The organism is Aeromonas sp. FDAARGOS 1411, assembly GCF_019047125.1.
Taxonomy (GTDB): domain Bacteria; phylum Pseudomonadota; class Gammaproteobacteria; order Enterobacterales; family Aeromonadaceae; genus Aeromonas; species Aeromonas veronii.
In genome coordinates, this window is the sequence record NZ_CP077214.1 from 1,031,294 (window position 1) to 1,056,063 (window position 24,770).

Here is a 24,770-nt window from a genome sequence, read left to right on the forward strand (position 1 = left end):
GGCAAGTCGCGAAAAACTGAACATAAAATCGGCGGTCACACGCCAACAGGGGGCGAATGAGCAGGATTGCACATTCGCCCCCTTGATATTTGGATCCCTGTCCCCATCTAGGTTGGGCATATGTTCAACCCGATGTTTCTGAGGATTGGTCCATGACCCAAAGTGTTCATGCCGAAACCCACGGCTTTCAGACTGAAGTCAAACAACTGCTGAGCCTGATGGCTCACAGCCTCTACTCCAACAAAGAAGTATTCCTGCGCGAGCTGATCTCCAACGCATCCGATGCGGCGGACAAGCTGCGCTTCAAGGCGCTTTCCGATGCCTCTTTGTTCGAAAACGACGGCCAGTTGCGTGTGCGTCTGGTGGTGGACAAAGAGAAGCGTACCCTGACCATCTCCGATAACGGGATCGGTATGACCCGCGATCAGGTGATCGAGCACCTGGGTACCATCGCCAAGTCCGGCACCGCAGAATTCTTCAAAAACCTCTCCGGCGATCAGGGACGTGACTCCCAGCTGATCGGTCAGTTCGGGGTCGGCTTCTACTCCGCCTTTATCGTGGCCGACAAGGTGACCGTGGTCTCCCGCGCCGCCGGTACTGCTCCGGAGCAGGGCGTACAGTGGGAATCTGAAGGGGAAGGCTCCTTCACCGTCGCTGACGTAACCAAAGAGGGTCGCGGTACCGACGTCATCCTGCACCTGCGTGCCGAAGAGGACGAGTTCCTCGACGACTGGCGCCTGCGCTCCGTGGTGGGCAAGTATTCCGATCACATCAGCGTGCCGGTGGAGATGTTCAAAGAGGGCACCCCGGATCGCGAAGAGGATGGTGAGACCATCGTCGGCACCCCGGGCGAGTGGGAGCAGGTCAACCGCGCCACGGCACTGTGGACCCGCAACCCGAAAGATATCAAGGACGAGGAGTATCAGGAGTTCTACAAGCACGTCGCCCACGACTTTGAAGATCCGCTGCTGTGGGGTCACAACCGGGTGGAAGGGGCGCAGGAGTACACCAGCCTGCTCTACGTACCAGCCCGCGCACCGTTCGACCTCTACAACCGCGAGCAGAAGCACGGTCTGAAGCTCTACGTACAGCGCGTCTTCATCATGGACGACGCCGAGCAGTTTATGCCGACCTACCTGCGCTTCGTCAAAGGGGTGCTGGACTCCAACGATCTGCCGCTCAACGTCAGCCGTGAAATCCTGCAGGACAACAAGGTTACTGCCTCTCTGCGCAAGGCTTGCTCCAAGCGGGTTCTGACCATGCTCTCCAAGCTGGCGAAAGACGATGCCGAGAAGTACGCCAAATTCTGGAAAGAGTTCGGTAACGTGCTCAAAGAGGGCCCGGCCGAGGATTACGCTAACCGCGAAGAGATCGCCAAGCTCTTGCGCTTTGCCAGCACCGCTGGCGAGGGCGAAGCCCAGACTGTCTCTCTCGAGGATTACGTTGGCCGCATGAAGGAAGGCCAGCAGAAGATCTACTACATCACTGCTGACTCCTATGCCGCTGCCAAGAACAGCCCGCACCTCGAGATCTTCCGCAAGAAGGGTGTCGAAGTGCTGCTGATGTGGGAGCGTGTGGATGAGTGGCTGATGAGCCACCTGACCGAGTTCGACGGCAAGCAGCTCATCTCCGTCACCCGTGGCGAGCTGGATCTCGGCGATCTGGAAGATGAAGCATCCAAGCAGGCGCAAGAAGAGGCCGAGAAGGCTAATGCCGGTCTGGTTGAGCGGGTCAAGAAGAGCCTGGGCGATGCAGTGAAAGAGGTGCGTGTCACTCACCGTCTGACCGACTCCCCCTCTTGCATCGTCACCGACGCCTACGGTATGAGCACCCAGATGATCAAGCTGATGCGCGCGGCCGGCCAGCCGGTACCGGAGCAGAAGTACATTCTGGAGCTCAACCCTGACCATGCGCTGGTGAAGAAGCTCGATACCATTGAAGACGAGGCGCTGTTCGGTGAGTGGGTCACCCTGCTGCACGAACAGGCCCAGCTGGCCGAGCAGGGCGGGCTGAACGATCCGGCGAGCTTCGTCTCCCGCATCAACCGTTTGTTGCTGCAAGCCTAAGCCGCGACTCCGGTAACAGAAAGCCCACTGCATGCAGTGGGCTTTTTTGATCCCGCCGAGTGAGCGCGGCGACAACAGCGGCAAGGGCGGCGGCCAGTGCCTCTCTATTTGCGGTATTCGTTGTTGTAGTTCTGGATGAGACGGCGAGTCACCTCATGCTGGGGATCGGCAAACACCTTGAGAGTCTTGCCGCGCTCCACCACTCGCCCTTCGTGCATCACCAGCACCTCGTCGCTGATATGGCTGACGATGCCCAAATCGTTGGCTACCAGCACATAGCTCAGCCCCATGGTCTCCTGCATCTCCAGCAGCAGGTTGATGATCTGGGAGCGTACCGAGATATCCAGGGTGGAGAGCGCCTCATCGGCTACCACTATCTTGGGGTTGAGGATCAGCGCTCGCGCCAGCGCCACCCGCTGCTGCTGACCGGAGGAGAGCATCTGCGGATAGAACAGGGCGTGATCCGGCAGCATCCCCACCATGCGCAGGGTCTGCACCACCTTCTCGCGGCGCTCCTCCTCGGTCATCTCGGTGTTGAGACGCAGCGGGGTCTCCAGGATCTGGCCGACCCGGATCTTGCGGTTCAGCGAGGTGTTGGGATCCTGAAAAATCATCCGCAGCAGTTTGCAGCGAGTCTGGTAATCGCCATGCACCATCAGCTGGCCGTCGATGGCGATGTCGCCGCTGGTGGGTTCGATCATGCCGGCCAGAATGCGGGCGAGGGTGCTCTTGCCGGAGCCAGCTTCGCCGACGATGGCGAGGGTCTGACCCACTTCGAGATCGAACGAGAGGGGCTTGATCGCCTCCACCGCCTGACGACGGAATAGACCGGTGCGGTTCTGGTAGGTTTTGCTAAGGCCTCTGACCTGCAACAGGGACGGCTCGATCACAAGCGGGGCTCCTTCATGGGGGCATTAACGGTCATCATTTTTTTGGCTCCTCCATGTTCAGCGGGAAGTGGCAGCTGAACTGATGGCCCTTGATCTTGTTCATCAACGGAGTCTGCACGCACTGCTTCTGGGCGTAGGGGCAGCGCGGCCCCAGACGGCAGCCGATGGGCAGGTGTTGCAGCGGCGGGATGACGCCGGGCAGGGTCTCGAGGCGCGACTTGTGGCGCACCAGCTTGTCAAAGTCGGGGATCGATTTGAGCAGGGCATCGGTATAGGGGTGATGCGGGGTCTCGAGGATCTGCTCCCGGGTGCCCACTTCCACCATCTGGCCGCAGTACATCACGTTGATGGTATCGGTCAGGTTGGCGATGGCGGCGATATCGTTACTGATGATCAGGATGGTGGTATTGCCCAGCTTGTTCATCTTGTCCAGCAGTCGCAGGATCTGGGAGTGAGTGGTGGACTCCATGGCGCTGGTGGGCTCGTCGGCTACCAGCAGACGCGGCTGGTTGGCAATGGCCATGGCGATCATCACCTTCTGGCACATACCATCCGACAGCTCGTGGGGATAGGCGCGCATCACCTTTCGGTGATCCTTGACGCCTACCCGGTGCAGCAGGGCGATGGCCTTCTTCTTGCGCCACTGGAAGCGCTGCCAGAATTGTCCCTCGAACGAATCGGTCGGTATTGCCTCTTCTAGCTGGGTGCCGATCTCCTCGGAGGGATCGAGACAGCTGATGGGGTCCTGGAAGATCATGGCGATCTCGCGACCCATGATGCGACGGCGCTCCTTGGGGGCCATGGTCAGCAGATCCATGTCGTTGAAGCGCATCCGGTCGGCACGTACTGTCCAGTTGTCCTTCTCGATGCCGACGATCACTTTGGCGATCAGACTTTTACCTGAGCCGGATTCACCCACTAGACCGCGGATCTCCCCCTCGGTCAGGGTCAGGCTCACCTTGTCCACCGCCTTGACCTTGCCTTGCGGGGTGTCGATCTCGATGGTGAGATTGCGAATATCGAGCAGCGGCATCAGTCATTCCCCTCTTTGAGTGCTTCGCGAATGCCTTCACCAACTAAATTGGTCACCAGCACGCTGAACAGGATGGCGATGCCGGGCAGGGTGACGGTCCAGGGGGCGAGATAGATAAGGTCGCTCGAATCGGCCAGCATGGTGCCCCACTCCGGTTGGGGAGATTGGGCGCCGAGGCCAAGAAAACCGACCGCCGAGATATCGAGAATGGCCGCCGACAAGGTGCGGGTGGTCTGGGCCACCAGGGTTTCGACAATGTTGGGCAAAATAGCCAGCCGCATGATCCGGAAGGGAGGCGAGCCATCGAGGCGGCTGGCGGTGATGTACTCCTTCTGCATCTCGGCATGCACTGCGTTATAGGTGGCCCGGATAAAGGGCGGGATCAAAGCGAGCGTAATGGCAATCAGGGTATTGCCAAAACCCGGCCCCATGATGGCGACCATGATGATGGCCATCAGCAGGGAGGGGATGGAGAGCAGGGTATCGAGCAGGTGGTGCAGCACGCTCGATTTAAGCCCCTTGCTCATCCCGCCGAGGATACCGATGGCGGAGCCCACCACCATGGCGATCACCACCACGACCAGCGCATAGCCGAAAGTGAGACGCGCCCCTACCACCAGCCGGGAGAGCATGTCGCGCCCCAGATCGTCGGTGCCGAGGAAGTAGTCGATGTTGCCGGTCGCCGCCCAGGAGGGGGCGAGCAGCAGCTTGTCGGTGTGCTGTTCATCGATGCCGTAGGGGACGACAAGCGGCCCCACCAGCGTGATGAGCAGCAACAGCAAAAAGCACCAAAGCCCTGCCATCGCCAGCGGATTGCGGCTGTAGGAGGCCCACGTCTGCTCAAGGGGCGAGAGGATCTTGAGCTCGGGATAGATGTTCGATTTATCTTGCATAGGATACCTGGCTCCTGGTCACGCCATGAGCGCGTTCAATCTTGTTTGGCATACAACTCTTTGCGCCGTGCCGGATAGATAAGGGTGGTCAGCAACTCGGTGCTGACGCTGGTCAGGATCACGAAACTGGCGACCACCAGGGTCGCGCCGCGAATGGCGGCGTAATCCTGCAGGGCGATGCTGCTGATGAGCCAGCGGCCGATCCCGTGCCACTCGAACACCACCTCGGTGATCATGGCGGAGGTGAGCACGCTACCCAGTTGCAGACCCAGCAGAGGCAGTACCGGCGGCAGGGCGTTCTTCAGACCATGGCGCCAGACGATCTGCGCCTTGGAAAGGCCCCTGCTCGCCGCCGCCTTGATGTAGTTCTGCTTCATCACGTCGATGAGGGAGCTGCGCACATGGCGGATCACCTCGGTGGTGGGCACCACCGCCAGCACCAGTGACGGGAGAATGAGGTGGCGCAGGGCATCGTGCAGCGCCGCTTGCCGCCAGGGTTCGTTGCTGAGCAGCACATCGATCACCGCGATTCCCGTGATGGGGGGCACGTCGTAGAGCAGGCTGATCTGGCCCGATGCCGGCAGCCAGCCGAGATCCAGCGAAAAGAGCATCACCACCAGCAGTGCCAGCCAGAACACCGGCACCGCATAGCCGATAAGACCGGCAGTCATGATGGAAAGATCCAGCGTCTTGCCCTGGGACAGGGCCGCCAGGGTGCCGAGTGGAATGCCCACCAGCAGCGAGATGGCGAACGCCGCCAGACAGAGGATCAGGGTCGCCGGGAAGTAGTGGCGGATCTCGTCCAGCACCGGTAGCCCGGAGACGCTGGAGAGCCCCAGGTCACCTGCGAAAATGCGGCGCAGGAAGTCGGGATAGCCGCTCCAGAAGCTGAGCTGATTGCCGATCAGCCGATAGTCCAGCAGATAGGCGACAAAGGTCAGCGCCAGCAGGGTGATGAGCAGCAGGTTGATGCGGCGCAAGGTGTATAGAAGCATGCTTACTCCCTGTGAGCCTGGTTGAAGGAAGTGCCACCAAAGGGCATCAGCGTCAGCCCCTCGATGTCGCTGCGGCTGACCTGGGTACGCAAGGCGTGCGCCAGCGGGATCAGCGGCAGCTGTTCGTTGAGCAGGGTCTGGGCATAGTAGTAGTTACGCAGCCGGAACGAGAGCTGGGGCGTGGTGACCGCATCATCCAGCAACTGATCGAAGGCCGGGCTACACCAGCGGCTGTAGTTGTTGCCCCGTTCTACCGCCGAGCAGCTCAGCAGCTGGCGGAAGAAGTTGTCCGGATCGGCGTTATCGGCAATCCAGCCGGAGAGCAGACTGTCGTACTGCCCCTTGGTGAGGCGGCCTTCGATCACCGGCCACTCCCGTTGCACGATCTTGAGCTTGATCCCGACCTTGGCCAGATCGCTGCGGATCAGCTGGGCGGTCTTGACTGCATCCGGGTTGTAGGGGCGGGCGTCCGGTTGTACCAGCACCTGCATCTCGAACCCTTTCTCCAGACCCGCCTCCTTGAGCAGCTGGCGCGCCCGTTTCAGATCGGGTTTGCGCTCGGGCAGGCTGGGGTTGTACCCCCATGAGAGGGTCGGCAGCAGGCTGTTGGCGGGCAGGCCGGTATCGAAATAGACCGCCTGAAGCAGGTTGTCGATATTGATGGCGCTGGCAATGGCCTGACGCACCTTGACGTTGTTGAATGGCGGCTTGCGGGTATTGAGGGCCAAAAAGGCGACGTTCATCCCCGACTGGACCGAGAGACTGAGCGCCGGATTTTGCTTGATCACCGAGAGCTGGCTAGCGGAAGGGGTGCTCATAACGTCGCACTCGCCGGTCAGCAGCTTGGCCAGCCGTTTGGCGGATTTGGGGGTGATGTCGTATACCAGCTGTTCAATCTTGGCATCGCCGCCCCAGTAGCCAGGGTGGCGCAGATAGCGGATGAACTCGTTGTGGCGATACTCCTTGAAGCTGAACGGCCCGGTGCCGATGGGGCGGCTATCCAGCAGGGCCGGGGTGCCTGCCTGCAACATCTGCTCGGCGTATTCGGCGGAGAGGATCACCGCATAGTCGCTGGCCAGGGTGGCGAGGAAGGAGGCGTTCGGCTGGTTCAGCTCGAAAACTACCGTCTGCGGCCCCTTCTTGCTCACCCGTTTGATCAGCAGATCTTGCCCCAAGCTGTAGAAGTAGGGGTAATCGCCGCCGGAGACATTGTGATAGGGGTGCTGCTCGTCAAGCTGGCGGGCATAGGTGAAGACCACGTCATCGGCATTGAAAGTGCGGGTGGGCTTGAACCAGGGGGTATGGTGAAACGTCACCCCCTTGCGCAGGGTCAGGGTATAGGTGAGGCCATCCTCGCTGACATGCCAGTTGGTGGCGAGCGCCGGCTCCAGCGCCAGGGTGTTGGGGTTCACCTCCAGCAGGCGGTCGTAGAGCGGACGGGCACTGGCATCCAGTGTCACCCCGGAGTTGGAAACATGGGGATTGAAGGAGAGGGGGGATCCCTCAGCACAATAGATGAGTCCGGTTTTGGAGGCCTCGGGTTGCTTCTGGCAGCCGGTGACCAGCACCAGCAGACCCAGCAGCAAGGGTGTGAGCATTCTCATTGTTGAACCATGTTCTTATAGGGGTTTTGTACGCACGTTTTGATACAAATGTGCCAGCGCGAAGGCTGGCGTGTTGCTGGAGTCGGCATCAACCGCGCTCCTTCATTCTTGTTCTGCATCGTTATCGCCATCCAGCAGCTGATATTTGCGTAGCATGCCACGGAACTGGTGATAGCTTAAGGCCAGCAGTTGAGCGGCTTTGCGCTGATTATACTGGGATTGCTGCATCGCTTGCTTGAGTAAATTAATCTCGTACTCCGCCACCGCCTGCTTGAGATCGAGCGGCAAGGCGAGGGGGGATGCAGATTGTACCTCGCTTCGGTCCTCTTGCGCAGGTTGCGTGACCTGTGGTCGCCAGGGGGAATCAAACGGGTTGAGCACCAGGGTCGAGAGCGGCAACTGGGGATTGCCCTGACGATAGATACTGCGCTCCACCACGTTCTTCAGCTCCCGCACGTTGCCCGGCCAGTGGTAATCCAGCAGCAGTTGGGTCGCCTTGCGCGAGAAACCGGCAAACAGCGGATAGCCCAGCTCCCGGGTCATGCTGTGGGCGAAGTGCTCCGCCAGCATCAGGATATCTTCCCGCCGCTCCCGCAAGGGGGGGAGGGTGATCACATCAAACGCGAGCCGATCGAGCAGATCGTGGCGAAACTGCCCCTTGTCGGCCAGCGCAGGGAGATCCTCGTTGGTGGCGCAGACCAGTCGCACATCCACCTTGAGGGGCTTGGCCCCACCCACCCGCTCGAACTCGCCATACTCGATGACCCGCAGCAGCTTCTCCTGCACCCGGGCGCTGGTGGTGGCCAGCTCGTCGAGGAACAGAGTGCCGCCATCGGCCCGCTCGAAGCGGCCTTGGTGGCGCTTGGCCGCGCCGGTAAACGATCCCGCCTCGTGACCGAACAGCTCGGTTTCCAGCAGGCTCTCGCTCAGGGTGGCACAGTTGATGGTGACAAAGCTTTGATCCCAGCGCGCCGAGAGATAATGTAGGCGGTGGGCGATCAGCTCCTTGCCCGTCCCCCGCTCACCGATGATCAGCACGGGTTTGCGCAGCGGGGCGAGCCGTGAGGCCTGCTCAATGATCTCGAGAAATGCGTTGGATTCCCCCAGCAGGCTTTCCGTGGCCGTGGTCATAGTGATCCCTGTCAGTTGTAAAAGCTGGTCAATCTTACCAAAAGTTGGTGATTTTAATCATCACTTGCGCGAGGCATCTTGCAATCCAGTTATTCTGCCCCATATAAATCAACAAGTTAAATTTTGTTCCAGATTGGCACACAAGTTGCCATTGTCAATGGAGAAACAACGCCATGCCAATAACAGGAGTGCAATCATGAGTATTTTTTCCCGTCTGGCCGACATCATCAATTCCAACCTGACGGCCCTGCTCGACAAGGCAGAAGATCCCCAGAAGATGGTGCGCCTGATCATCCAGGAGATGGAGGACGAGCTGGTCAAGGAACGTTCCAATCTGGCCCGCTTCCTCGCCAGCCAGAAAGAGATTGGTCGTCAGGTCGCCCGTCATCAGGAGCGGGTCGACGAGTGGCAAGCCAAGGCCGAGCTGGCCCTGACCAAGGGACGTGAAGATCTGGCCCGCGCCGCCCTTATCGAGAAGAAGAAACAGACCGAGTTGTCAGAGACCCTCTACCGCGAGCAGCAGGCGGTCGACAGCGGCATCGAGAAGCTGGGTGAAGAGATCCGCCAGCTCGAAGCCAAGCTGGAAGATGCCCGCGCCCGTCAAAAGGCGATGGCCATTCGCACCGAAGCGGCCAGCAGCCGTCTCAATGTGCAGAGCCAGGTAGCCCGTGGCGAGAGCCAGGCGGTGGTGAGCAAGTTCGAGCGGATGGAGCGTCGCATCGACGAAATGGAGGCGCGCGCCGATCTGGGTCAGTCCGACAAGGCGCTGGCGCAGCAGTTTGCCGAGCTGGAAGTTGACGATCAGATAAGCCGCGAGTTGGAAGCCATGCGCCAGAAACTGGGTCAGGGCGACAGCAAAAGCGAAGGCAAACAGGGGGAGTAACAGATGGAAGATCTGCTGGGCGTATTGATGGTTCCCATGGTGGTCTTCATGGTGGTGGTAGCCCCCATCTGGCTGGTGCTGCACTATCGTGCCAAGGGGCGCATTGGCGCCGGTCTTGCCGATAGCGAGCGGGAACAGCTGCAAGGGCTGCTGGCTCGCACCGAGAAGATGCAGGAGCGAGTGGGCGCGCTGGAATCAATTCTGGATGCGGAAGTACCCGGTTGGAGGAACAAGGTATGAGCAGTGTCAGTCGTGAAGGGCGTAACCTCTATCGTGATCCCCAGCGTGGCAAGATAGCCGGGATCTGTGCCGGTTTGGCTGAGTATTTCGGGGTGGAGACCTGGATCGTGCGGCTGCTCGCCATCAGTGGCCTTATCTTCGCCGGTTTCATCACCTTCACCGCCTATATCGCCGCCTGGTTCTTGCTCGATAAAAAGCCGGTCACCCTCTACTCGCAAGAGGATGCCGACTTTGCCGAGGTGCGGATGAAAGCGCGCAGCTGGCAGGCGGGGATCACCCCTCATCAGGCGCTGGGCCGCATCGCGCAGGAACTTGACGCGCTGGAGCCCAGAGTTCAGCGGATCGAGAAACTGGTGACCTCCAGGGAGTTCACCCTGCAGCGGGAATTTCGCAAGCTGTAGTGCTTGCTCAAGCACTCAATGTCGATGGCGGCGCCTCCCGTGATGCGCCACCATCGACACCAGCTATCCAGATGCAACCACCAAGGGAGAACGGATCAAGCCTTGATACTCAATAAACTGGAACAGAAGTTGACTCGCCTGCAACACAAGGCGAACGACGTGGTGAACCGGGTGCGGGATCGCCATATTCGGCTGGCGGTGACCGGCCTCTCTCGCAGCGGCAAGACCGCCTTTATCACGGCGCTGGTCAACCAGCTGGAGCACGCGGCCATCGACGGCCGTTTGCCGTTGTGGGATGCCCTGCGTCAGGGGCGCATCCTCGGTGCCCGCCGGGTGCCGCAGCTCAATGCCCACATCCCCACCTTCGCCTACGAACGTGGCCTCGACTCCCTGTTTGGCGATCCACCTGCCTGGCCCGAGCCCACTCGCGGCGTGGCCGAGGTGCGCCTCGAAATCCGCTATCGCACCCGTCATCCCCTGCGCAAACATCTGGGGGAGATCTCCACCCTCTACGTGGATCTGGTGGACTACCCCGGGGAGTGGCTGCTCGACTTGCCGCTCCTTGAGATGAGCTACGAGCAGTGGAGCGAACAGGTGCGCGAGCAGCTTCGTCGCCCAGAGCTGCAGGCACTTGCCGCCAGCTGGCTGACACCCGGGTGGCAGGTCGATCAGCGCTTCGAAGAGCGGCCGGTGGCTGAGCTTGCCGAGCGCTACACCGCCTATCTGCATGCCTGCAAACAGGAGCTGGGATTGCACCTTATTCAACCCGGCCGTTTCGTGTTGCCGGGGGAGTATGCCGGTGCCCCCATGCTGCAATTTGTCCCCTGGGTGTGGGATATGCCTGACAGCGAGCCCGCCGATGGCACTCTTTACGCCACTCTCAAGCAGCGCTTCGAGCAGTACAAGCAGCATCTGGTGCAGGGATTCTATGAGCAGCACTTTGCCGGCTTTGATCGCCAGATCGTGCTGGTGGATTGCCTGCAGCCCCTCAACGCCGGGGCGGCCAGCTTTGGCGACATGCAGCAGGCCATCGCCCGCATCATGGAGAGCTTTGCCTACGGCAAGAGCAACTGGTGGCGGCGGCTCTTTTCGCCCCGTATCGACAAGCTGCTCTTTGTGGCGAGCAAGGCCGATCACGTTACCCCCGAACAGCATGCGCCCATGGTCTCACTGCTGCAGCATCTGGTGCGCAGCGGTCGCGGTCAGGCTCGTTTTGAGGGGATCACCACCGAGTGTCTGGCGCTCGCCGCCATCAAGGCGACCGAGGTGGGCAAGGGGGTGGCCAATGGCCGCGAGTTCCCCGCCATCCGCGGCACCAGCCTGAGCGGTGAATCGCTGCTGCTATTCCCCGGGGAGGTGCCTCCCCATATTCCGCCAGCGCAGTGGTGGAATAGCCAGGGCTTTGATTTTCAGGCGTTTCGCCCTATGCCCATGAGCCCCCATCAGGCGTTGCCCCATATCCGGCTCGATGCGGCGCTGGAGTTTCTGCTCGGGGATCACCTCGAATAACGGTGTGCAGTCTTGGCACCTGAGCCGAAGGCTGCGCACAGGAGAACAATGTGATGAACGATCAGATAAAAGAGCGGCCACCGCTGCAGGGCAAGGTGATCCTAGAGCCTGCCTTGACTGTGGCCAGTGACGAGCGACCGCCCGCACCGGCCCAGCGGCTGGAGGAGGCGAGTTTCGAGCGCCTCGACGAGCTGGACGAGCTCACCGAGGTGGAGAGCGCCCTCGTCATCAAACCGCGTCGCCGTCATCGGCTACTGGCGTGGGGGCTGGGGGCGGTCGGTCTGCTCTCGTTGGGCCAGTATGGCGCCTTTCTTTACGATCAATTCCTCACCACCCCGCTCTGGGGCAGCGCCTGGCTGGCGGCCTCGGCGCTGGTGGCGGCGGGGACCGCCAGTGTGGTGGGGCGCGAGTGGCTGCGACTGCGCACCCTCAAGCGGCGTCAGGATGTGCGCTCGCGAGCAGAAGATCTACTTGCCCATCAGGGAGTCGGGCAGGGGCAGGCCTTTTGCGAAGGGTTGGCGGTCAAAAGTGGCGACAAGGGGCGCGAGGGGTATCAAACCTGGCTGGCCCAGCTCGATGAGAGTCACAGCGATCGGGAAGTGCTGACCCTCTACAGCCAGCTGGTACTCGGCGAGCGTGACAAGCTGGCGCAGGCGCGGGTGGCCAAATGGTCGGGGGAGGCCGCCGTGCTGGTGGCGCTCAGCCCGCTCGCCACCGTCGACATGATGCTGATGCTGTGGCGCAACCTGCGGATGATCGAGGATATCGCCGATGTCTACGCCATCGAGCTCGGCTACTGGAGCCGCATTCGCCTCATTCGTCAGGTGTTTCGCAACATGCTCTACGCCGGTGCCACCGAGCTGGTGACCGAGGTGGGGATGGACTTGCTGGGAGCCGAGTTTGCCGCCAAGCTCTCTGCCCGCGCGGCGCAAGGGGTGGGGGCCGGGCTGCTCACCGCTCGCCTTGGCCTGCGTACTATAGAGGCGTGCCGCCCGCTGCCCTGGTGTGCGGACGAAAAACCGAAACTCGGCGAGCTGCGCAAGCGGCTGATCGGCCAGTTGGCGGGGTATCTCAACAAATCCTGATAGCCCTGTCTGCACCTTGCTGCGATGACCCATGCCCCTGTCGTGCTCGCCAAGCCGCAGGGGCATGGTTTTAATCGGCAGATCATTGAGTTGGCAGCAGTGCCCGGTTTTGGCGAGGCGCCCGTTTACGGTTAAGCTGGCAGTCAATCACACCAATAGTACCAATCGGCAAGGATGCCCGATGAACTTTACCTTTCGCCAGATCCGTTATTTTGTGGCCGTGGCCGACAGCTTCTCAGTGAGTCGCGCCGCCGCCGAGTTGCATATCTCCCAGTCGGCGGTGACCAGCGCCATTCGCGAGCTGGAGACCGAGCTCGGCGCCCCGCTATTCGAGCGCAATCCGCGCGGCGTCACCCTCACCACTCAGGGGCACCAGTTTTTGCTCCACGCCCGCCGCATTCTCGGCGCCATGACCGAGGCGAGCCACTCCCTCAAAGCGGTGGCCCAGCAGGATCAGGGACGGCTCACCATCGGCGTGACCACCTTGGTGGCGGGTTACTACCTCTCAGAGGCGCTTGGCCGCTTTCGCCGTGCCTTTCCGGCGGTACAGATCGAGGTGAAGGAGGATGAACAGCCTTTTCTGGAGCACCAGATCGTCAACGGCGAGGTGGATGTGGGGATCCTGATGACCAACCGCACCATCCGGCAAGAGGCGTTTGATACCGAATTGCTGACCCGTTCGCCGCTGCGGCTCTGGCTGGCCGCCAACCACCCGCTCTGCGCCGAGTCGACCCTCTCGCTTACCGCGCTGGGGGAGGAGCCGATGATCTCGCTGACCGCCGATCAGCTCGATCAGATCATCGGTGGCGGCCTGCGCCGCTACGGCATCTCCCCCCGTATCGTGCTGCGCACCGCATCGGTGGAGGCGGTGCGCAGTCTGGTCGCCAGCCAGCTCGGGGTCGCCCTGTTGCCCGACTTTGCCTATCGCCCCTGGTCGCTGGAGCAGGAGCGGGTCGAGGCGCGCCCCATCAAGGAGCCCATTCCCGCCATCGATATCGGGCTGGTGTGGCGCCGTGGTTCTCGGCTGGATTGGACGGCGCGGGAATTTATCGATATTGCGCGGGATCAGAGCCGGTTGAGAGCTCGTCAGGCGCTCCCTCGCTAGCCATCTCTTGCGGAGTAGCCACCAAAAATCAGATTCATCTGCACTCGATATCGATTTAGCTGATACCTGAGCCACCAAAAATTGAAATATTCATCGTATTGCCACTCCCCTAAGCTCATTGCTGGTTAACAGGATGTTAACGCCCATGGTGGCGTTCCTTCACCTGATGCAAGTCAACACAATGCAAGGAGTGCATGATGAAATTGACCCCTCTGATGCTGGCTCTTGTTCCGGCACTGCTGGCAGGCCAGACCCAGGCTGCCCCGACCGAGCTCGGTAAGGGTGAAGGCCAGCTCAATATCGTGGCCTGGGCTGGCTACGTTGAGCGTGGCGAGACCGACAAGAACTACGACTGGGTGACCGGATTCGAGAAAGAGACCGGCTGCAAGGTGAGCGTCAAGACGGCGGCCACCTCGGACGAGATGGTGGCCTTGATGAACGAGGGGGGCTTCGATCTGGTGACCGCCTCCGGCGATGCCAGTCTGCGTCTGATTGCCGGTGGCAAGGTGCAGGCGCTCAATCTGGCACTCATCCCGAGCTACAGCAAGATTGATCCCCGGCTGCAAAATGCCCCCTGGCACACTGTGGATGGCAAGCACTACGGCGTGCCCTACCAGTGGGGCGGCAATATCCTGATGTACAACACCAAGGTGTTCCCCAAGGCACCGGACTCCTGGAACGTGGTATTCGAGGAACAGACCCTGGCGGATGGCAAGTCTAACAAGGGGCGGGTGCAGGCCTTTGACGGCCCGATCCACATCGCCGATGCCGCCCTCTATCTGATGACCCATCAGCCTGCCCTGGGCATCAAGGATCCTTACGAGCTGAACGAGGATCAGTACAAGGCCTCCCTCGATCTGCTGCGTAAGCAGCGCCAGCTGGTGGGACGCTACTGGCATGATGCCTTCGTCCAGATCGATGACTTCAAGAATGAAGGGGTGGTTGCGTCAGGCTCCTGGCCGTTCCAGGCCAATGCCCTGATTGCCGACAAGCAGCCCATCGCCACCACTGTGCCGAAAGAGGGAGTGACCGGTTGGGCAGATACCAGCATGGTGCACAGCGATGCCAAGAACTTCACCTGCGCTTACAAGTGGCTGGAGCACTCCCTGAGCAACAAGCTGCAGGGGGATCTCGCCGCCTGGTTTGGCTCGGTGCCTGTGGTGCCTGCCGCCTGTGAGGGCAATGCCCTGCTGGGCCCGACCGGGTGCAAAACCAACGGTATCGACAACTTCGATCGGGTTCGCTTCTGGCGCACTCCGGTCTCCCAGTGCAATAGCCAGGGAACTTGCGTGCCCTATTACCGCTGGGTCTCCGACTATATCGCCATTCTGGGCGGTCGCTAAGGCGGCGCGAGCAAGGTGGTCGCCCCGGCTGCCACCTTGCCAACGGCAGGGGAGCTGCGCCTCCTCTGCACGACTGCCGAGAGCGGATAATCAAGCGGGCCGGACAGGAGTCCGGCCCATCCCAGCACAGACAAGGACGCCCCATGAACGCCGTACAATTTGACCGGGTCAGTCGCCACTATGGCGAGGTGAAGGCGGTCGACGACATCTCTTTCCAGATCCCCTCCGGGGAATTCTTTACCCTGCTGGGGCCGAGCGGTTCCGGCAAGACCACTTGCCTGCGGATGATCGCGGGCTTCGAGTACCCGAGTGACGGGGAGATCCGCCTGTTCGGCGAGCCCTGCTCCACCGTGCCCCCCTACGATCGCAACCTCAATACCGTGTTTCAGGACTATGCCCTGTTTCCCAACATGGATGTGCGCGACAACATCGGCTATGGCCTGATGCTCAAGGGGGTCGCCAAGGCACAGCGTTACCGCAAGGTGGACGAGATGCTGGAGCTGGTGCGACTGCCCGGGGTCGGCAAGCGCCGCCCGAGCCAGCTCTCCGGCGGCCAGCGCCAGCGCATCGCCATCGCCAGAGCCCTCATCAACCAGCCACGCATCCTGCTGCTGGATGAGCCGCTGGGGGCCCTCGATCTTAAACTGCGCGAGCAGATGCAGCTTGAGCTCAAGGCGTTGCAACGCCAGCTGGGCATCACCTTTATCTTCGTCACCCACGATCAGCAGGAGGCGCTCTCCATGAGCGACCGGATCTGCATCTTCAGCCAGGGCAAGATCGAGCAGATCGCTGCGCCAGATACCATCTACGATGCTCCGGCGACGCCGTTTGTGGCCCGCTTCGTTGGCACCGTCAATCTGTTCGAAGGGGAGCAGGCCAGACGGCTGTGCGGCGACGGCAGCCAGATGATGGTGCGCCCGGAGCGGATCCGGCTCGCTGAGGCGGGCACGCCGGGCTGGTCGGGGGAGATCCGCGAGGTGGAGTATCTGGGTCCCTTCGTCCGTTATCGGGTTGATCTCGGGGAGCAGCTCGAGATCATCGTCAACCACCCCAATGAGGGGCAGGCCCGTCTGGCCCGTGGCAGCAGGGTCAGCCTCAGCTGGCCGGAGCAGGCTATCCATCGCCTGAGCGGCGCCCATCAGGGGGCGCAGCCATGAGTGCCCCTCACAGTGCGAGTCTTGCCATGAACCATCAGCCCGAACCTGCCCGTTTCAGGCCGCTGCGGCGCCTCTCGACCCTGCTCTATGGTCGGCCCGGCCTGCTGCTGGCGATCCTGCTGGGGCCGCCGCTGCTGTGGCTCGGCATCATCTATGTCGGCTCCTTGCTGATGCTGCTCTCCAACTCTCTGTTCGGGCTGGACGAGTTCAGCGGTCAGGTGCGCCACGAGCTGGGGCTGCAAAACTTCGTCGCCCTGCTGCGGCCGGAGAATCTGGATGTGATCGGCCGCACCGTCGGCATGTCGTTGCTGGTGACCCTGGCCTGCGCCCTGCTCGGTTTTCCGGTTGCCTACTACATGGCACGCTACACCAGTGGCAAGACCCGGGCGCTGTTCTATGTGGGGATCATGCTGCCGCTCTGGTCCAGCTATCTGGTGCGGGTCTATGCCTGGAAGCTGATTTTGGCCAAGGAGGGGGTAGTGAGCTGGCTGGCCGACAGCATGGGGCTGGAGTGGCTGCTCGATGCAATCCTCTCCCTGCCGGTGATAGGTGGCCCGTCGCTCTCTTTTTCGCGGCTCGGCACCTTTATCGTGTTCGTCTATGTCTGGCTGCCCTTCATGATCCTGCCCATTCAGGCAGCGGTGGAGCGTATACCGCGATCCCTGCTGGAGGCGAGCAGCGATCTGGGGGCGACACCCGCCCAGACCTTTCGCAACCTGATCCTGCCGCTGGCGTTGCCCGGTGTGGTGGCGGGCTCCATTTTCACCTTCTCGCTGACCCTCGGTGATTACATCATCCCCGGCATCATCGGCAACTCGACCATGTATATCGGTCAGGTGGTCTACATGCAGCAGGGAACGGCGGGCAATCTGCCCTTTGCCGCCGCCTTCTCGCTGGTGCCGATCCTTATCATCGCCATCTATCTGGCGATTGCGAAACGGTTAGGAGCCTTTGATGCGCTTTGACTCTATCGCTTTGAACCGGCAGCAAGGAGGCCGTCATGTCAGCTAGCTCAGTGAGCCGTCAGGGAGAGCGCCCTTCGGGCCTGCTCAAGTACGCCGCCATCGGTGGACTCTTGTTCCTGCACTTTCCCATTCTGTTTATCTTCCTCTACGCCTTCACCAGCGAGAGCAAGAGTTACCAGTTTCCGCCCCCCGGGCTCACCCTCAAGTGGTTCGAGGTGACCCTCAATCGCCCCGATGTGTGGCGTGCCATCCAGCTGTCGCTGGAGGTCGCGGGGCTGGCGACGTTGGCAGCCATGATCCTCGGCACCTTGGCGGCAGGGGCCATTGCCCGCAGCCGCTTCTTCGGTCAGGAGGTGGTGTCGCTGTTGCTGGTGTTGCCCATCGCGCTGCCCGGTATCGTCACCGGTATCGCGCTGCGCTCGGCCTACGGCTTGATGGAGATCCCGTTCAGCTTCTGGACCATCGTTATCGGCCACGCCACCTTCTGTGTGGTGGTGGTCTACAACAATGCGCTGGCCCGTTTTCGCCGCACCAACCAGAGCCTCATCGAGGCGTCGATGGATCTCGGGGCCGACGGCTTCCAGACCCTGCGCTACGTGATCCTGCCCAATCTGGCCACGGCGCTGCTGGCGGGGGGCATGCTGGCCTTTGCCCTGAGTTTTGACGAAGTGATCGTTACTACCTTCACTGCGGGCCAGCAGACCACGCTGCCCATCTGGATGTATCAGGAGCTGATCCGTCCCCGAGACAGGCCGGTCACCAACGTGGTGGCCCTCATCATAGTGGCCTTCACCACTATCCCCATTTTGCTTGCCTACTACCTTACTCGCGACACCCATGATGTCGCTGGCAGTGGCAAATGATGACTCAACGCGTGCGCAAGGATGCAACCATGAAACTCTCTACCCAACTCTTGATTGATGGCCAGTTTGTGACCGGCGAGGGGCAGGCCGAACCCATTCTCAACCCGGCCAACGGCGAACAGATCGCCGCCGTGCCCGAAGCCTCGTTCGAACAGGTGAACCGGGCGGTGAACGGTGCCCAGCGCGCCTTCGCCCAGTGGCGCCGCACCACCCCGGCAAGCCGCAGCAACCTGCTGCTGCGTCTGGCGGATCTCGTCGAGCGCCACGCCGAGGAGTTTGCGGCGCTGGAATCCCTCAACTGCGGCAAACCTTATCTGGCGGTGCTCAACGACGAGCTGCCCGCAGTGGTGGACTGCTTCCGCTTCTTTGCCGGGGCGGCCCGCTGCCTGCAAGGGCCGCTGGCGGGGGAGTATCTCGAGGGGCACACCAGCATGATCCGCCGCGACCCCATAGGTGTTGTGGGCAGTATCGCCCCCTGGAACTACCCGCTGATGATGGCGGCCTGGAAGATGGCGCCGGTGCTGGCAGCGGGCAATACGGTGGTGCTCAAACCCTCCGAACAGACCCCGCTCACCGCGCTGCGTTTGGCGGAGCTGGCCAGCGAGATCTTCCCCCGCGGCGTTATCAACGTCATCTGCGGGCGGGGGGAAAGCGTGGGGGCACCGCTGGTGGAGCACCCGCTGGTACGGATGGTGTCGCTCACCGGCGATATCGCAACCGGCCAGAAGATCCTGCAAAGCGCTGCCCGCACCATGAAGCGCACCCACCTTGAGCTGGGGGGCAAGGCACCGGTGATCATCTTCGACGATGCGGATCTGGAAGCGGTGGTGGCGGGCATTCGCACCTTCGGTTTCTACAATGCAGGGCAAGATTGCACCGCCGCCTGCCGTATCTATGCCCAGGGCAAGATCTACGACAAGTTTGTCGCCGCCATGACCGAGGCGGTGGCCTCCATCAAGGTGGGAAGCCAGTACGAGGAGGGGGTCGAGATGGGGCCGCTTATTTCGGACAGACAGCGCAACCGGGTCGCCAGCTTTGTCGAGCGGGCCCAGAGCAGCGGCCATGTGGAGGTGACGGCGGGGGGCAAGATCCGCCCCGGCAACGGCTTCTTCTTCGAGCCGACCCTGATTGTCGGGGCCCGGCAGGAGGATGAGATCGTGCGGCGCGAGGTGTTTGGCCCCGTGGTGTCGGTGACCCGTTTCAACGATGCCGAGCAGGTGGTGCAGTGGGCCAACGACTCGGACTATGGCCTCGCCTCGTCGGTCTGGACCAAAGATCTGAGCCTCGCCAGCAAGGTGGCCAGCCACTTGCAGTATGGCTGCACCTGGATCAACACCCACTTCATGCTCACCTCCGAGATGCCCCACGGCGGAATGAAGATGTCGGGCTACGGCAAGGATCTCTCCCTCTATGCGCTGGAGGATTACACGGTGCCGCGCCATATCATGGTCAAGCTGTAGTGGGTATTGGTTAGCTGATTGTCACAATTTATTTACAACTGTTTCAGGCAGCCGACTCATGGGTCGGCTGCTTTTTTTGTTGCCATTTCGTTACAGTGAAACCGTGATGAAACGGCAAGGCGCCTGATGTGGCGCCAGAGGATGGAACCGCTATGGCAACCTTCTACACCGCCCACCAGCCGGATGCTGACGGGGTGATCCACTACAGCAACGAGGAGCATGGTACCTGGCAGGTCCTGATCGAACGTCAGTTCGCCGCTCTTGCTGGCAAGGGGTGTGACGAGTATCTGGCCGGTCTCGACAGGCTGGGGCTGCCCCGTGATCGCATCCCCCAGCTGGCCGAGATCAACGCCGTCTTGCAGCCTGCGACCGGCTGGTCGGTGGCGGCGGTGCCTGCGCTTATCTCGTTCGATCGCTTCTTCGCCCTGCTGGCCAATCGCCAGTTTCCGGTGGCGACCTTTATCCGGCGCCGGGACGAGCTCGACTACCTGCAAGAGCCCGATATCTTTCACGAGATCTTCGGCCACTGCGCCATGTTGACTAATCCGGCCTTTGCCCACTTCACCCACCTCTACGGTCAGTTGGGGCAGCAGGCGAGCAAGGAGCAGCGAGTTTTTCTGGCGCGGCTCTACTGGTTCACCGTGGAGTTTGGCCTCTTGGCGACGCCGGACGGGCTGCGTATCTACGGTGGTGGCATTCTCTCCTCCATTGGCGAGACCGCCTATGCCCTTTCCGGCAAGCCGCTGCTGCAACCCTTCGATCTACTGACTGTGCTGCGCACCCCCTATCGCATCGACATCATGCAGCCCACCTATTTTGTGCTGCCGAGTCTCGATCATCTCTACCAGCTGACCGGGGAGGAGATCATGGCTGCTCTGGCCGAGGCCAGTCGGCTTGGCCTCTATCCGCCGCGCTTTGAGGTTCCCGTTGGCAAACAGGCGAGCTGACCAAAAGCAAACAACCCTATTTCATTTTCATTAATTCAAGCAGGAGTAACCCATGTCCGAACTGGCCAGCCAGCAGTGTGAAGCGTGCCGCGCCGATGCCCCCAAGGTGAGCGATGAGGAGCTGCGCGAGCTGATGCAGCTTATTCCCGACTGGCAGCCGCTGGTGGTGGAGGGGGCGCTGCAACTGCGGCGGGAATTTACGTTTCGCAACTTCAAGGAGGCGCTGGCCTTTACCAACCGCCTGGGCGAGCTGGCGGAAGCGGAGTTCCATCATCCGGCCATCTTGACCGAGTGGGGGAAGGTGACCGTCAGCTGGTGGACTCACAAGATCGGTGGGCTGCACCGCAACGACTTCATCATGGCTGCACGCACGGATGAGCTGCTGAAGTGAACGCCACCACTCATCGAGTGAGCGATATGGTGACCGTCAGCTGGTGGACCCACAAGATCGGCGGATTACACCGCAACGACTTCATCATGGCTGCGCGCACCGATCAGTTGCTCCGGTAATCGCCCCCCACACCAGCGTCATCGGTTGACCCGGGCCTGCCTGCGAAAGCGGGGCGGGCCCGCATTTTTATGGGCTGGCGCTCGCACTGGGGGGATCGAGACTGTATTATCCGCTCATTCATAGAGTTAGCTAGGAAGTGTGTCCCGAATGCGTCTTGAAGTCAGCTGTGAAGACCGCCTGGGCCTGACCCGGGAACTGCTCGACCGCTTGGTGGAGCACAATATCGATCTGCGCGGCATCGAAATCGATACCTCAGGCATCATCTATCTCAACTTTCCCGAGCTGGAGTTCAGTGATTTTCAGCATTTGATGCCGGAGATCCGCCGCATTCCCGGCGTCTACGACGTCAAGACCATCCCCTACATGCCTTCCGAGCGAGAGCACCACGAGATCGAGGCGCTGCTCAAGGCGCTGCCGGATCTGGTCTTCTCCCTCGACAGCAAGGGCAAGGTGACCCAGGCCAACCAGTCGGCCCTCACCACCCTCGGTTTGCCGGTGGAGGAGGTGCGCGGCGTGGCGCTCGGTTCGCTGGTCAAGGGGTTCTCCTTCACCCGCTGGCTGGAGGCGAGCGAGATCAAGCCGCAGACCTGCAAGCTCAGTTTCAATGGCGAAGAGTATCTGGCAGATCTGATGCCGCTGTTCGTGGCAGAAGCCCGCGGCAAGCAGGCGCTGGCCGGGGCCGTGGTGGTGCTCAAATCTGCCCGTCGGGTCGGCCTGCACTTCAGCGCGCTTCATGCGGTGGAAGTGGGGGGCTTCGAGCATCTGCAGGCCGAGAGCCCCAAGATGAAAGAGGTGCTGTCGCAAGCGCGCAAACTGGCGATGCAGGACGCGCCGCTGTTGATTGTCGGTGAGACCGGTACCGGCAAGGAGCTGCTGGCCCGTGCCTGTCACGGGGCCAGCCTGCGCTCCAGCCACCCCTTTATGGCCCTCAACTGCGCCGCCATGCCCGATAACGTGGCCGAGAGCGAGCTGTTTGGTTATGCCCCCGGCGCCTTTGGCAACAACACCGAGGGCAAGCGCGGCGTGCTGGAGCTGGCGAGCGGCGGCACCCTGATGCTGGACGAGATCGGCGACATGTCTCCCCATCTGCAGACCAAATTCCTGCGGGTGTTGCAGGATGGGGTGTTCCGCCGGGTCGGTGACGAGCAGGAGGTGAAGGTCAACGTGCGTTTCATCTGCACCACCCAGAAGCAGTTGCTGGATCTGGTGCACGAAGGAACCTTCCGCGAGGATCTCTACTATCGCCTCAACGTGCTCAGTCTGGCGCTGCCCCCCCTGCGCGAGCGCAAGGCGGACATCATGGTGCTGGCCCAGCAGTTTGTCTCCCGCTTTGCCAGCGAATTGCAGCGACCCCGTCCGCGCTTTACCCGCAACATGGCCGACTACCTGACCGCCTACCGCTGGCCGGGCAACGTGCGTCAGCTGCGCAACTGTCTCTACCGCGCCATGACCCTGCTGGAAGGGGATGAGCTGGGGCCCGAGCAGATCGACCTGCCGGTGGCGGCCGATACCATGCCGCTGATCGACGAGTGGTTTGAGGGGAATCTCGACGATGCGGTGAAGCGCTTCGAGAGCCAGCTGCTGGCCCGGCTCTATCCCGCCTTCCCGTCGACGCGCCAGCTGGCCAAACGCCTGGGCGTGTCGCATACCGCCATCGCCAACAAGCTGCGAGAATACGGCATCAGCAAGAAGTGATTTCCACCTTGCTGCCTGCCACCAGAGAGCCCGTTACCAGACGGGCTCTCCGTTTTCTTTACACGAACTCTGTAGTTGATGGCGGGGTGAGACTTGTCAGGCCAGTGTCAGCCAACTTACTATCTGGGTTCATGTACCCGAACCGCAATGCCATAGCAGCGGTATTGTCAAGGCGACTACCTCCCGATCATGCTGTTACTCTTTTCCCCCCGTTTAACTGCCCGTCTGGCGCTCCTGTTGGTTGCGTTTGGCCTGCTGTTGCCCCGTGCGCTGGCGGAAACGGCCGCGGAGAGCCGGGCGACGGCGGTCAGGGAGCTGGTGCTCGATATCATGAGTTACACCCGCTGGCCCACCGAACCTGCGGTGCTGCGTATGTGCGTGGCGGCGCCGACCGAATATGCCGGCGCCCTCTTTACCATCGATCGTCAGGCCAATGGCCGTACCGTGCAGGTCCATCGTTACGAGGCGAGCGATCCGGCCATCAGCGATCACTGCGATGTGCTCTATCTGGGGGTACTCGACGAGCCGACCCGGATTGCGCTGTTTGCCCGCCTGCAGGGACACCCAGTGCTCAGCATCAGCGAATACAACCACGACTGTTCCACCAGCTCGGTGTTCTGCCTGCAGACCTCGCCGGACAGCGTGCGGGTGCGGTTTAAAGTGAATCTCGATGCTCTGGCCCTGAGCGGCGTGCGGGTGCATCCCGCCGTGCTCAAGCTGGCCCATGCCGACAAGGGGGTCCCATGAGACGACAGGTGAGCGCGGCTCCCCGCCGTCTGACCCTGCGTCAGAGCCTGGGGCGAACCCATCTGGTGGCCGCCATCACAGCCGTCAGTGTGGCGGGACTCTTTTTTACTCTGGTGGCCCTGCTGGTAGTGCGTTTTTACGCCGACCACAATCTGGAGCTGGTAGCCCGCGCCATCAGCTACAGCGCCGAGGCGGCGGTGGTGTTCCATGATGAGGAGGCGGCGAGCGAGGCGCTCAGTGGCATCGTTGCCAAGGAAGAGGTGGCCGAAGCCACTATCGTGCTGACCAATGGCCAGCTGCTCGCCAGTTGGGAGCGCCCCAGAAGCAACCCGCTGGTGACGCTCGAAGACTATCTGGCCCAGCTGCTGATGCCGGGGCCTGTCAAACTCCCCATGCTGCGGGGTGGTGAACAGATCGCCACCATCGAGCTGCGCGGCCACGGTGAATACCTGTTGTTGTTTTTGCTCTCGGCGCTGCTGGCGATGGTGGTTTGCCTGATGCTGAGCGCCATGGTGGCACTCTATGTGGCTGACCGGATGCAGGTCTCCATCACCGCACCGCTGCGCAAACTGGCACTTGTCGCCCACTCGGTACGCCGACAACGCACCCTGGGGATGCGGGCACCACCGGCCGATATCGTCGAGATTAACGAGCTGGGGGATGACTTCAACTCCCTGCTGGACGAGCTGCAAGCCTGGCAGGCCCAGCAGGCCCGCGAAAATGCCAGCCTGCTCCATCAGGCGACCCACGATGCCCTCACCGGACTGCCCAATCGCGCCCTGTTTGAAGCGCGGCTCGCGCAGGCCATCTCCCTCGGCGAGCAAGAGGGGTTTGCGCTGCTCTATCTCGACTGCGATCGCTTCAAGCAAATTAATGACACGCTGGGGCACAACGCCGGTGACGATGTGCTGATCGCGCTCTCAAGACGGGTGCAACATCAGCTGCGTCCGGATGATCTGGTGTTTCGCCTCGGTGGTGACGAGTTTGCGGTGCTGGTTGGCCCACTCCAGCGACAGCATGAGGTGGAAGAGGTGATTGGCCGCATCCAGCAGGCGATGAGCGAACCGGTGGCGCTGCGTGACGGTCGTCAGCTGGTGGCTGAGGTGAGTGTCGGCTTTGCCGTCTATCAGGCGGGCATGAGTGCCAGCGTGCTGTGTGATCAGGCTGATGCAGCCATGTATCTGGCGAAACGGGCGCGCCGCAGCGAACAGCAAACCATCGCCTGACTGGCAAGCATAACAACATAA

At 61.6% G+C, this 24,770-nt stretch carries 24 protein-coding genes; 18 read left to right on the forward strand and 6 right to left on the reverse strand.

What is annotated here, in order from left to right; genetic code table 11:
• The first annotated feature begins 152 nt into the window (after positions 1-152).
• The gene (gene htpG, locus I6L41_RS04560; RefSeq protein WP_075115122.1) at positions 153-2,066 is read left to right on the forward strand and encodes a molecular chaperone HtpG; all 1,914 of its coding nucleotides are present in this window, start codon (positions 153-155) and stop codon (positions 2,064-2,066) included.
• Positions 2,067-2,170: 104 nt separating this feature from the next.
• On the opposite strand, the gene I6L41_RS04565 is transcribed toward htpG, so the two are convergent.
• The 6 genes from I6L41_RS04565 to pspF all read right to left on the reverse strand — a co-directional run bounded on the left by I6L41_RS04565 (position 2,171) and on the right by pspF (position 8,612).
• Positions 2,171-2,956: an ABC transporter ATP-binding protein gene (locus I6L41_RS04565; protein WP_005333681.1), complete on the reverse strand. Its 786-nt coding sequence runs from the start codon at positions 2,954-2,956 to the stop codon at positions 2,171-2,173.
• A gap of 34 nt (positions 2,957-2,990) precedes the next feature.
• Positions 2,991-3,989, reverse strand: a complete 999-nt coding sequence (locus tag I6L41_RS04570; protein ID WP_005333679.1) for an oligopeptide/dipeptide ABC transporter ATP-binding protein — start codon at positions 3,987-3,989, stop codon at positions 2,991-2,993.
• Positions 3,989-4,882, reverse strand: coding sequence for an ABC transporter permease subunit (locus tag I6L41_RS04575; protein WP_005333677.1), 894 nt, complete (start codon positions 4,880-4,882; stop codon positions 3,989-3,991). The genes I6L41_RS04570 and I6L41_RS04575 overlap by 1 nt, the downstream gene beginning before the upstream one ends.
• Positions 4,883-4,917: 35 nt before the next feature.
• Positions 4,918-5,877 (reverse strand): ABC transporter permease subunit, encoded by a 960-nt coding sequence (locus tag I6L41_RS04580; RefSeq protein ID WP_021231386.1) that lies wholly within the window; start codon positions 5,875-5,877, stop codon positions 4,918-4,920.
• A 2-nt stretch (positions 5,878-5,879) separates the two neighbouring features.
• A complete protein-coding gene (gene sapA, locus I6L41_RS04585; protein WP_041202111.1) occupies positions 5,880-7,475 on the reverse strand; it encodes an ABC transporter substrate-binding protein SapA in 1,596 nt (531 codons plus the stop codon).
• A gap of 108 nt (positions 7,476-7,583) precedes the next feature.
• On the reverse strand, positions 7,584-8,612 hold the full coding sequence (pspF, locus tag I6L41_RS04590) for a phage shock protein operon transcriptional activator (RefSeq protein ID WP_005346257.1): 1,029 nt from the start codon (positions 8,610-8,612) through the stop codon (positions 7,584-7,586).
• A gap of 196 nt (positions 8,613-8,808) precedes the next feature.
• On the opposite strand from pspF, the gene pspA reads away from it, so the two are divergent.
• The 17 genes from pspA to I6L41_RS04675 all read left to right on the forward strand — a co-directional run bounded on the left by pspA (position 8,809) and on the right by I6L41_RS04675 (position 24,749).
• Positions 8,809-9,495, forward strand: a complete 687-nt coding sequence (pspA, locus tag I6L41_RS04595; RefSeq protein WP_005361184.1) for a phage shock protein PspA — start codon at positions 8,809-8,811, stop codon at positions 9,493-9,495.
• A gap of 3 nt (positions 9,496-9,498) precedes the next feature.
• Positions 9,499-9,735 carry an envelope stress response membrane protein PspB gene (gene pspB, locus I6L41_RS04600; protein ID WP_005333672.1) on the forward strand — a complete coding sequence of 79 codons (237 nt, stop codon included), beginning with the start codon at positions 9,499-9,501 and terminating at the stop codon, positions 9,733-9,735.
• On the forward strand, positions 9,732-10,136 hold the full coding sequence (gene pspC / locus I6L41_RS04605) for an envelope stress response membrane protein PspC (protein ID WP_005333670.1): 405 nt from the start codon (positions 9,732-9,734) through the stop codon (positions 10,134-10,136). Before pspB ends, pspC begins: the two co-directional genes overlap by 4 nt.
• Positions 10,137-10,238: 102 nt before the next feature.
• Positions 10,239-11,645 (forward strand): YcjX family protein, encoded by a 1,407-nt coding sequence (locus tag I6L41_RS04610; protein ID WP_216962267.1) that lies wholly within the window; start codon positions 10,239-10,241, stop codon positions 11,643-11,645.
• 53 nt (positions 11,646-11,698) lie between these two features.
• On the forward strand, positions 11,699-12,730 hold the full coding sequence (locus I6L41_RS04615) for a YcjF family protein (RefSeq protein ID WP_139407868.1): 1,032 nt from the start codon (positions 11,699-11,701) through the stop codon (positions 12,728-12,730).
• Between the two features lie 181 nt (positions 12,731-12,911).
• Positions 12,912-13,835: a LysR family transcriptional regulator gene (locus I6L41_RS04620; RefSeq protein ID WP_005346246.1), complete on the forward strand. Its 924-nt coding sequence runs from the start codon at positions 12,912-12,914 to the stop codon at positions 13,833-13,835.
• A gap of 197 nt (positions 13,836-14,032) precedes the next feature.
• Positions 14,033-15,178 carry an ABC transporter substrate-binding protein gene (locus tag I6L41_RS04625; protein ID WP_216962270.1) on the forward strand — a complete coding sequence of 382 codons (1,146 nt, stop codon included), beginning with the start codon at positions 14,033-14,035 and terminating at the stop codon, positions 15,176-15,178.
• 143 nt (positions 15,179-15,321) lie between these two features.
• Positions 15,322-16,335: an ABC transporter ATP-binding protein gene (locus I6L41_RS04630; RefSeq protein ID WP_139407866.1), complete on the forward strand. Its 1,014-nt coding sequence runs from the start codon at positions 15,322-15,324 to the stop codon at positions 16,333-16,335.
• The gene (locus I6L41_RS04635; protein ID WP_005346227.1) at positions 16,332-17,300 is read left to right on the forward strand and encodes an ABC transporter permease; all 969 of its coding nucleotides are present in this window, start codon (positions 16,332-16,334) and stop codon (positions 17,298-17,300) included. Before I6L41_RS04630 ends, I6L41_RS04635 begins: the two co-directional genes overlap by 4 nt.
• A gap of 35 nt (positions 17,301-17,335) precedes the next feature.
• Positions 17,336-18,163: an ABC transporter permease gene (locus I6L41_RS04640; RefSeq protein ID WP_005352644.1), complete on the forward strand. Its 828-nt coding sequence runs from the start codon at positions 17,336-17,338 to the stop codon at positions 18,161-18,163.
• Positions 18,164-18,192: 29 nt separating this feature from the next.
• Positions 18,193-19,623 (forward strand): gamma-aminobutyraldehyde dehydrogenase, encoded by a 1,431-nt coding sequence (locus tag I6L41_RS04645; protein WP_216962273.1) that lies wholly within the window; start codon positions 18,193-18,195, stop codon positions 19,621-19,623.
• Between the two features lie 152 nt (positions 19,624-19,775).
• Positions 19,776-20,570, forward strand: a complete 795-nt coding sequence (gene phhA, locus I6L41_RS04650; protein WP_216962276.1) for a phenylalanine 4-monooxygenase — start codon at positions 19,776-19,778, stop codon at positions 20,568-20,570.
• Between the two features lie 52 nt (positions 20,571-20,622).
• A complete protein-coding gene (locus I6L41_RS04655; protein WP_159163417.1) occupies positions 20,623-20,961 on the forward strand; it encodes a 4a-hydroxytetrahydrobiopterin dehydratase in 339 nt (112 codons plus the stop codon).
• Complete coding sequence (locus I6L41_RS04660) at positions 20,958-21,080, forward strand: 4a-hydroxytetrahydrobiopterin dehydratase (protein WP_302054525.1); 123 nt, start codon at positions 20,958-20,960, stop codon at positions 21,078-21,080. The genes I6L41_RS04655 and I6L41_RS04660 overlap by 4 nt, the downstream gene beginning before the upstream one ends.
• Before the next feature lie 148 nt (positions 21,081-21,228).
• A complete protein-coding gene (gene tyrR / locus I6L41_RS04665; RefSeq protein WP_005333656.1) occupies positions 21,229-22,776 on the forward strand; it encodes a transcriptional regulator TyrR in 1,548 nt (515 codons plus the stop codon).
• Between the two features lie 189 nt (positions 22,777-22,965).
• A complete protein-coding gene (locus tag I6L41_RS04670; RefSeq protein ID WP_005333646.1) occupies positions 22,966-23,523 on the forward strand; it encodes a YfiR family protein in 558 nt (185 codons plus the stop codon).
• Positions 23,520-24,749 (forward strand): diguanylate cyclase, encoded by a 1,230-nt coding sequence (locus I6L41_RS04675; protein WP_042052887.1) that lies wholly within the window; start codon positions 23,520-23,522, stop codon positions 24,747-24,749. Before I6L41_RS04670 ends, I6L41_RS04675 begins: the two co-directional genes overlap by 4 nt.
• Positions 24,750-24,770: the final 21 nt, after the last annotated feature.

Coding starts and splice junctions, on each gene's coding strand:
- htpG (WP_075115122.1), top strand. CDS start 153: ATGACCCAAAGTGTTCATGCCGAAACCCACGGCTTTCAGACTGAAGTC.
- I6L41_RS04570 (WP_005333679.1), bottom strand. CDS start 3,989: ATGCCGCTGCTCGATATTCGCAATCTCACCATCGAGATCGACACCCCG.
- I6L41_RS04575 (WP_005333677.1), bottom strand. CDS start 4,882: ATGCAAGATAAATCGAACATCTATCCCGAGCTCAAGATCCTCTCGCCC.
- I6L41_RS04580 (WP_021231386.1), bottom strand. CDS start 5,877: ATGCTTCTATACACCTTGCGCCGCATCAACCTGCTGCTCATCACCCTG.
- sapA (WP_041202111.1), bottom strand. CDS start 7,475: ATGCTCACACCCTTGCTGCTGGGTCTGCTGGTGCTGGTCACCGGCTGC.
- pspF (WP_005346257.1), bottom strand. CDS start 8,612: ATGACCACGGCCACGGAAAGCCTGCTGGGGGAATCCAACGCATTTCTC.
- pspA (WP_005361184.1), top strand. CDS start 8,809: ATGAGTATTTTTTCCCGTCTGGCCGACATCATCAATTCCAACCTGACG.
- pspB (WP_005333672.1), top strand. CDS start 9,499: ATGGAAGATCTGCTGGGCGTATTGATGGTTCCCATGGTGGTCTTCATG.
- pspC (WP_005333670.1), top strand. CDS start 9,732: ATGAGCAGTGTCAGTCGTGAAGGGCGTAACCTCTATCGTGATCCCCAG.
- I6L41_RS04615 (WP_139407868.1), top strand. CDS start 11,699: ATGAACGATCAGATAAAAGAGCGGCCACCGCTGCAGGGCAAGGTGATC.
- I6L41_RS04620 (WP_005346246.1), top strand. CDS start 12,912: ATGAACTTTACCTTTCGCCAGATCCGTTATTTTGTGGCCGTGGCCGAC.
- I6L41_RS04625 (WP_216962270.1), top strand. CDS start 14,033: ATGAAATTGACCCCTCTGATGCTGGCTCTTGTTCCGGCACTGCTGGCA.
- I6L41_RS04630 (WP_139407866.1), top strand. CDS start 15,322: ATGAACGCCGTACAATTTGACCGGGTCAGTCGCCACTATGGCGAGGTG.
- I6L41_RS04635 (WP_005346227.1), top strand. CDS start 16,332: ATGAGTGCCCCTCACAGTGCGAGTCTTGCCATGAACCATCAGCCCGAA.
- I6L41_RS04640 (WP_005352644.1), top strand. CDS start 17,336: ATGTCAGCTAGCTCAGTGAGCCGTCAGGGAGAGCGCCCTTCGGGCCTG.
- I6L41_RS04645 (WP_216962273.1), top strand. CDS start 18,193: ATGAAACTCTCTACCCAACTCTTGATTGATGGCCAGTTTGTGACCGGC.
- phhA (WP_216962276.1), top strand. CDS start 19,776: ATGGCAACCTTCTACACCGCCCACCAGCCGGATGCTGACGGGGTGATC.
- I6L41_RS04655 (WP_159163417.1), top strand. CDS start 20,623: ATGTCCGAACTGGCCAGCCAGCAGTGTGAAGCGTGCCGCGCCGATGCC.
- tyrR (WP_005333656.1), top strand. CDS start 21,229: ATGCGTCTTGAAGTCAGCTGTGAAGACCGCCTGGGCCTGACCCGGGAA.
- I6L41_RS04670 (WP_005333646.1), top strand. CDS start 22,966: ATGCTGTTACTCTTTTCCCCCCGTTTAACTGCCCGTCTGGCGCTCCTG.
- I6L41_RS04675 (WP_042052887.1), top strand. CDS start 23,520: ATGAGACGACAGGTGAGCGCGGCTCCCCGCCGTCTGACCCTGCGTCAG.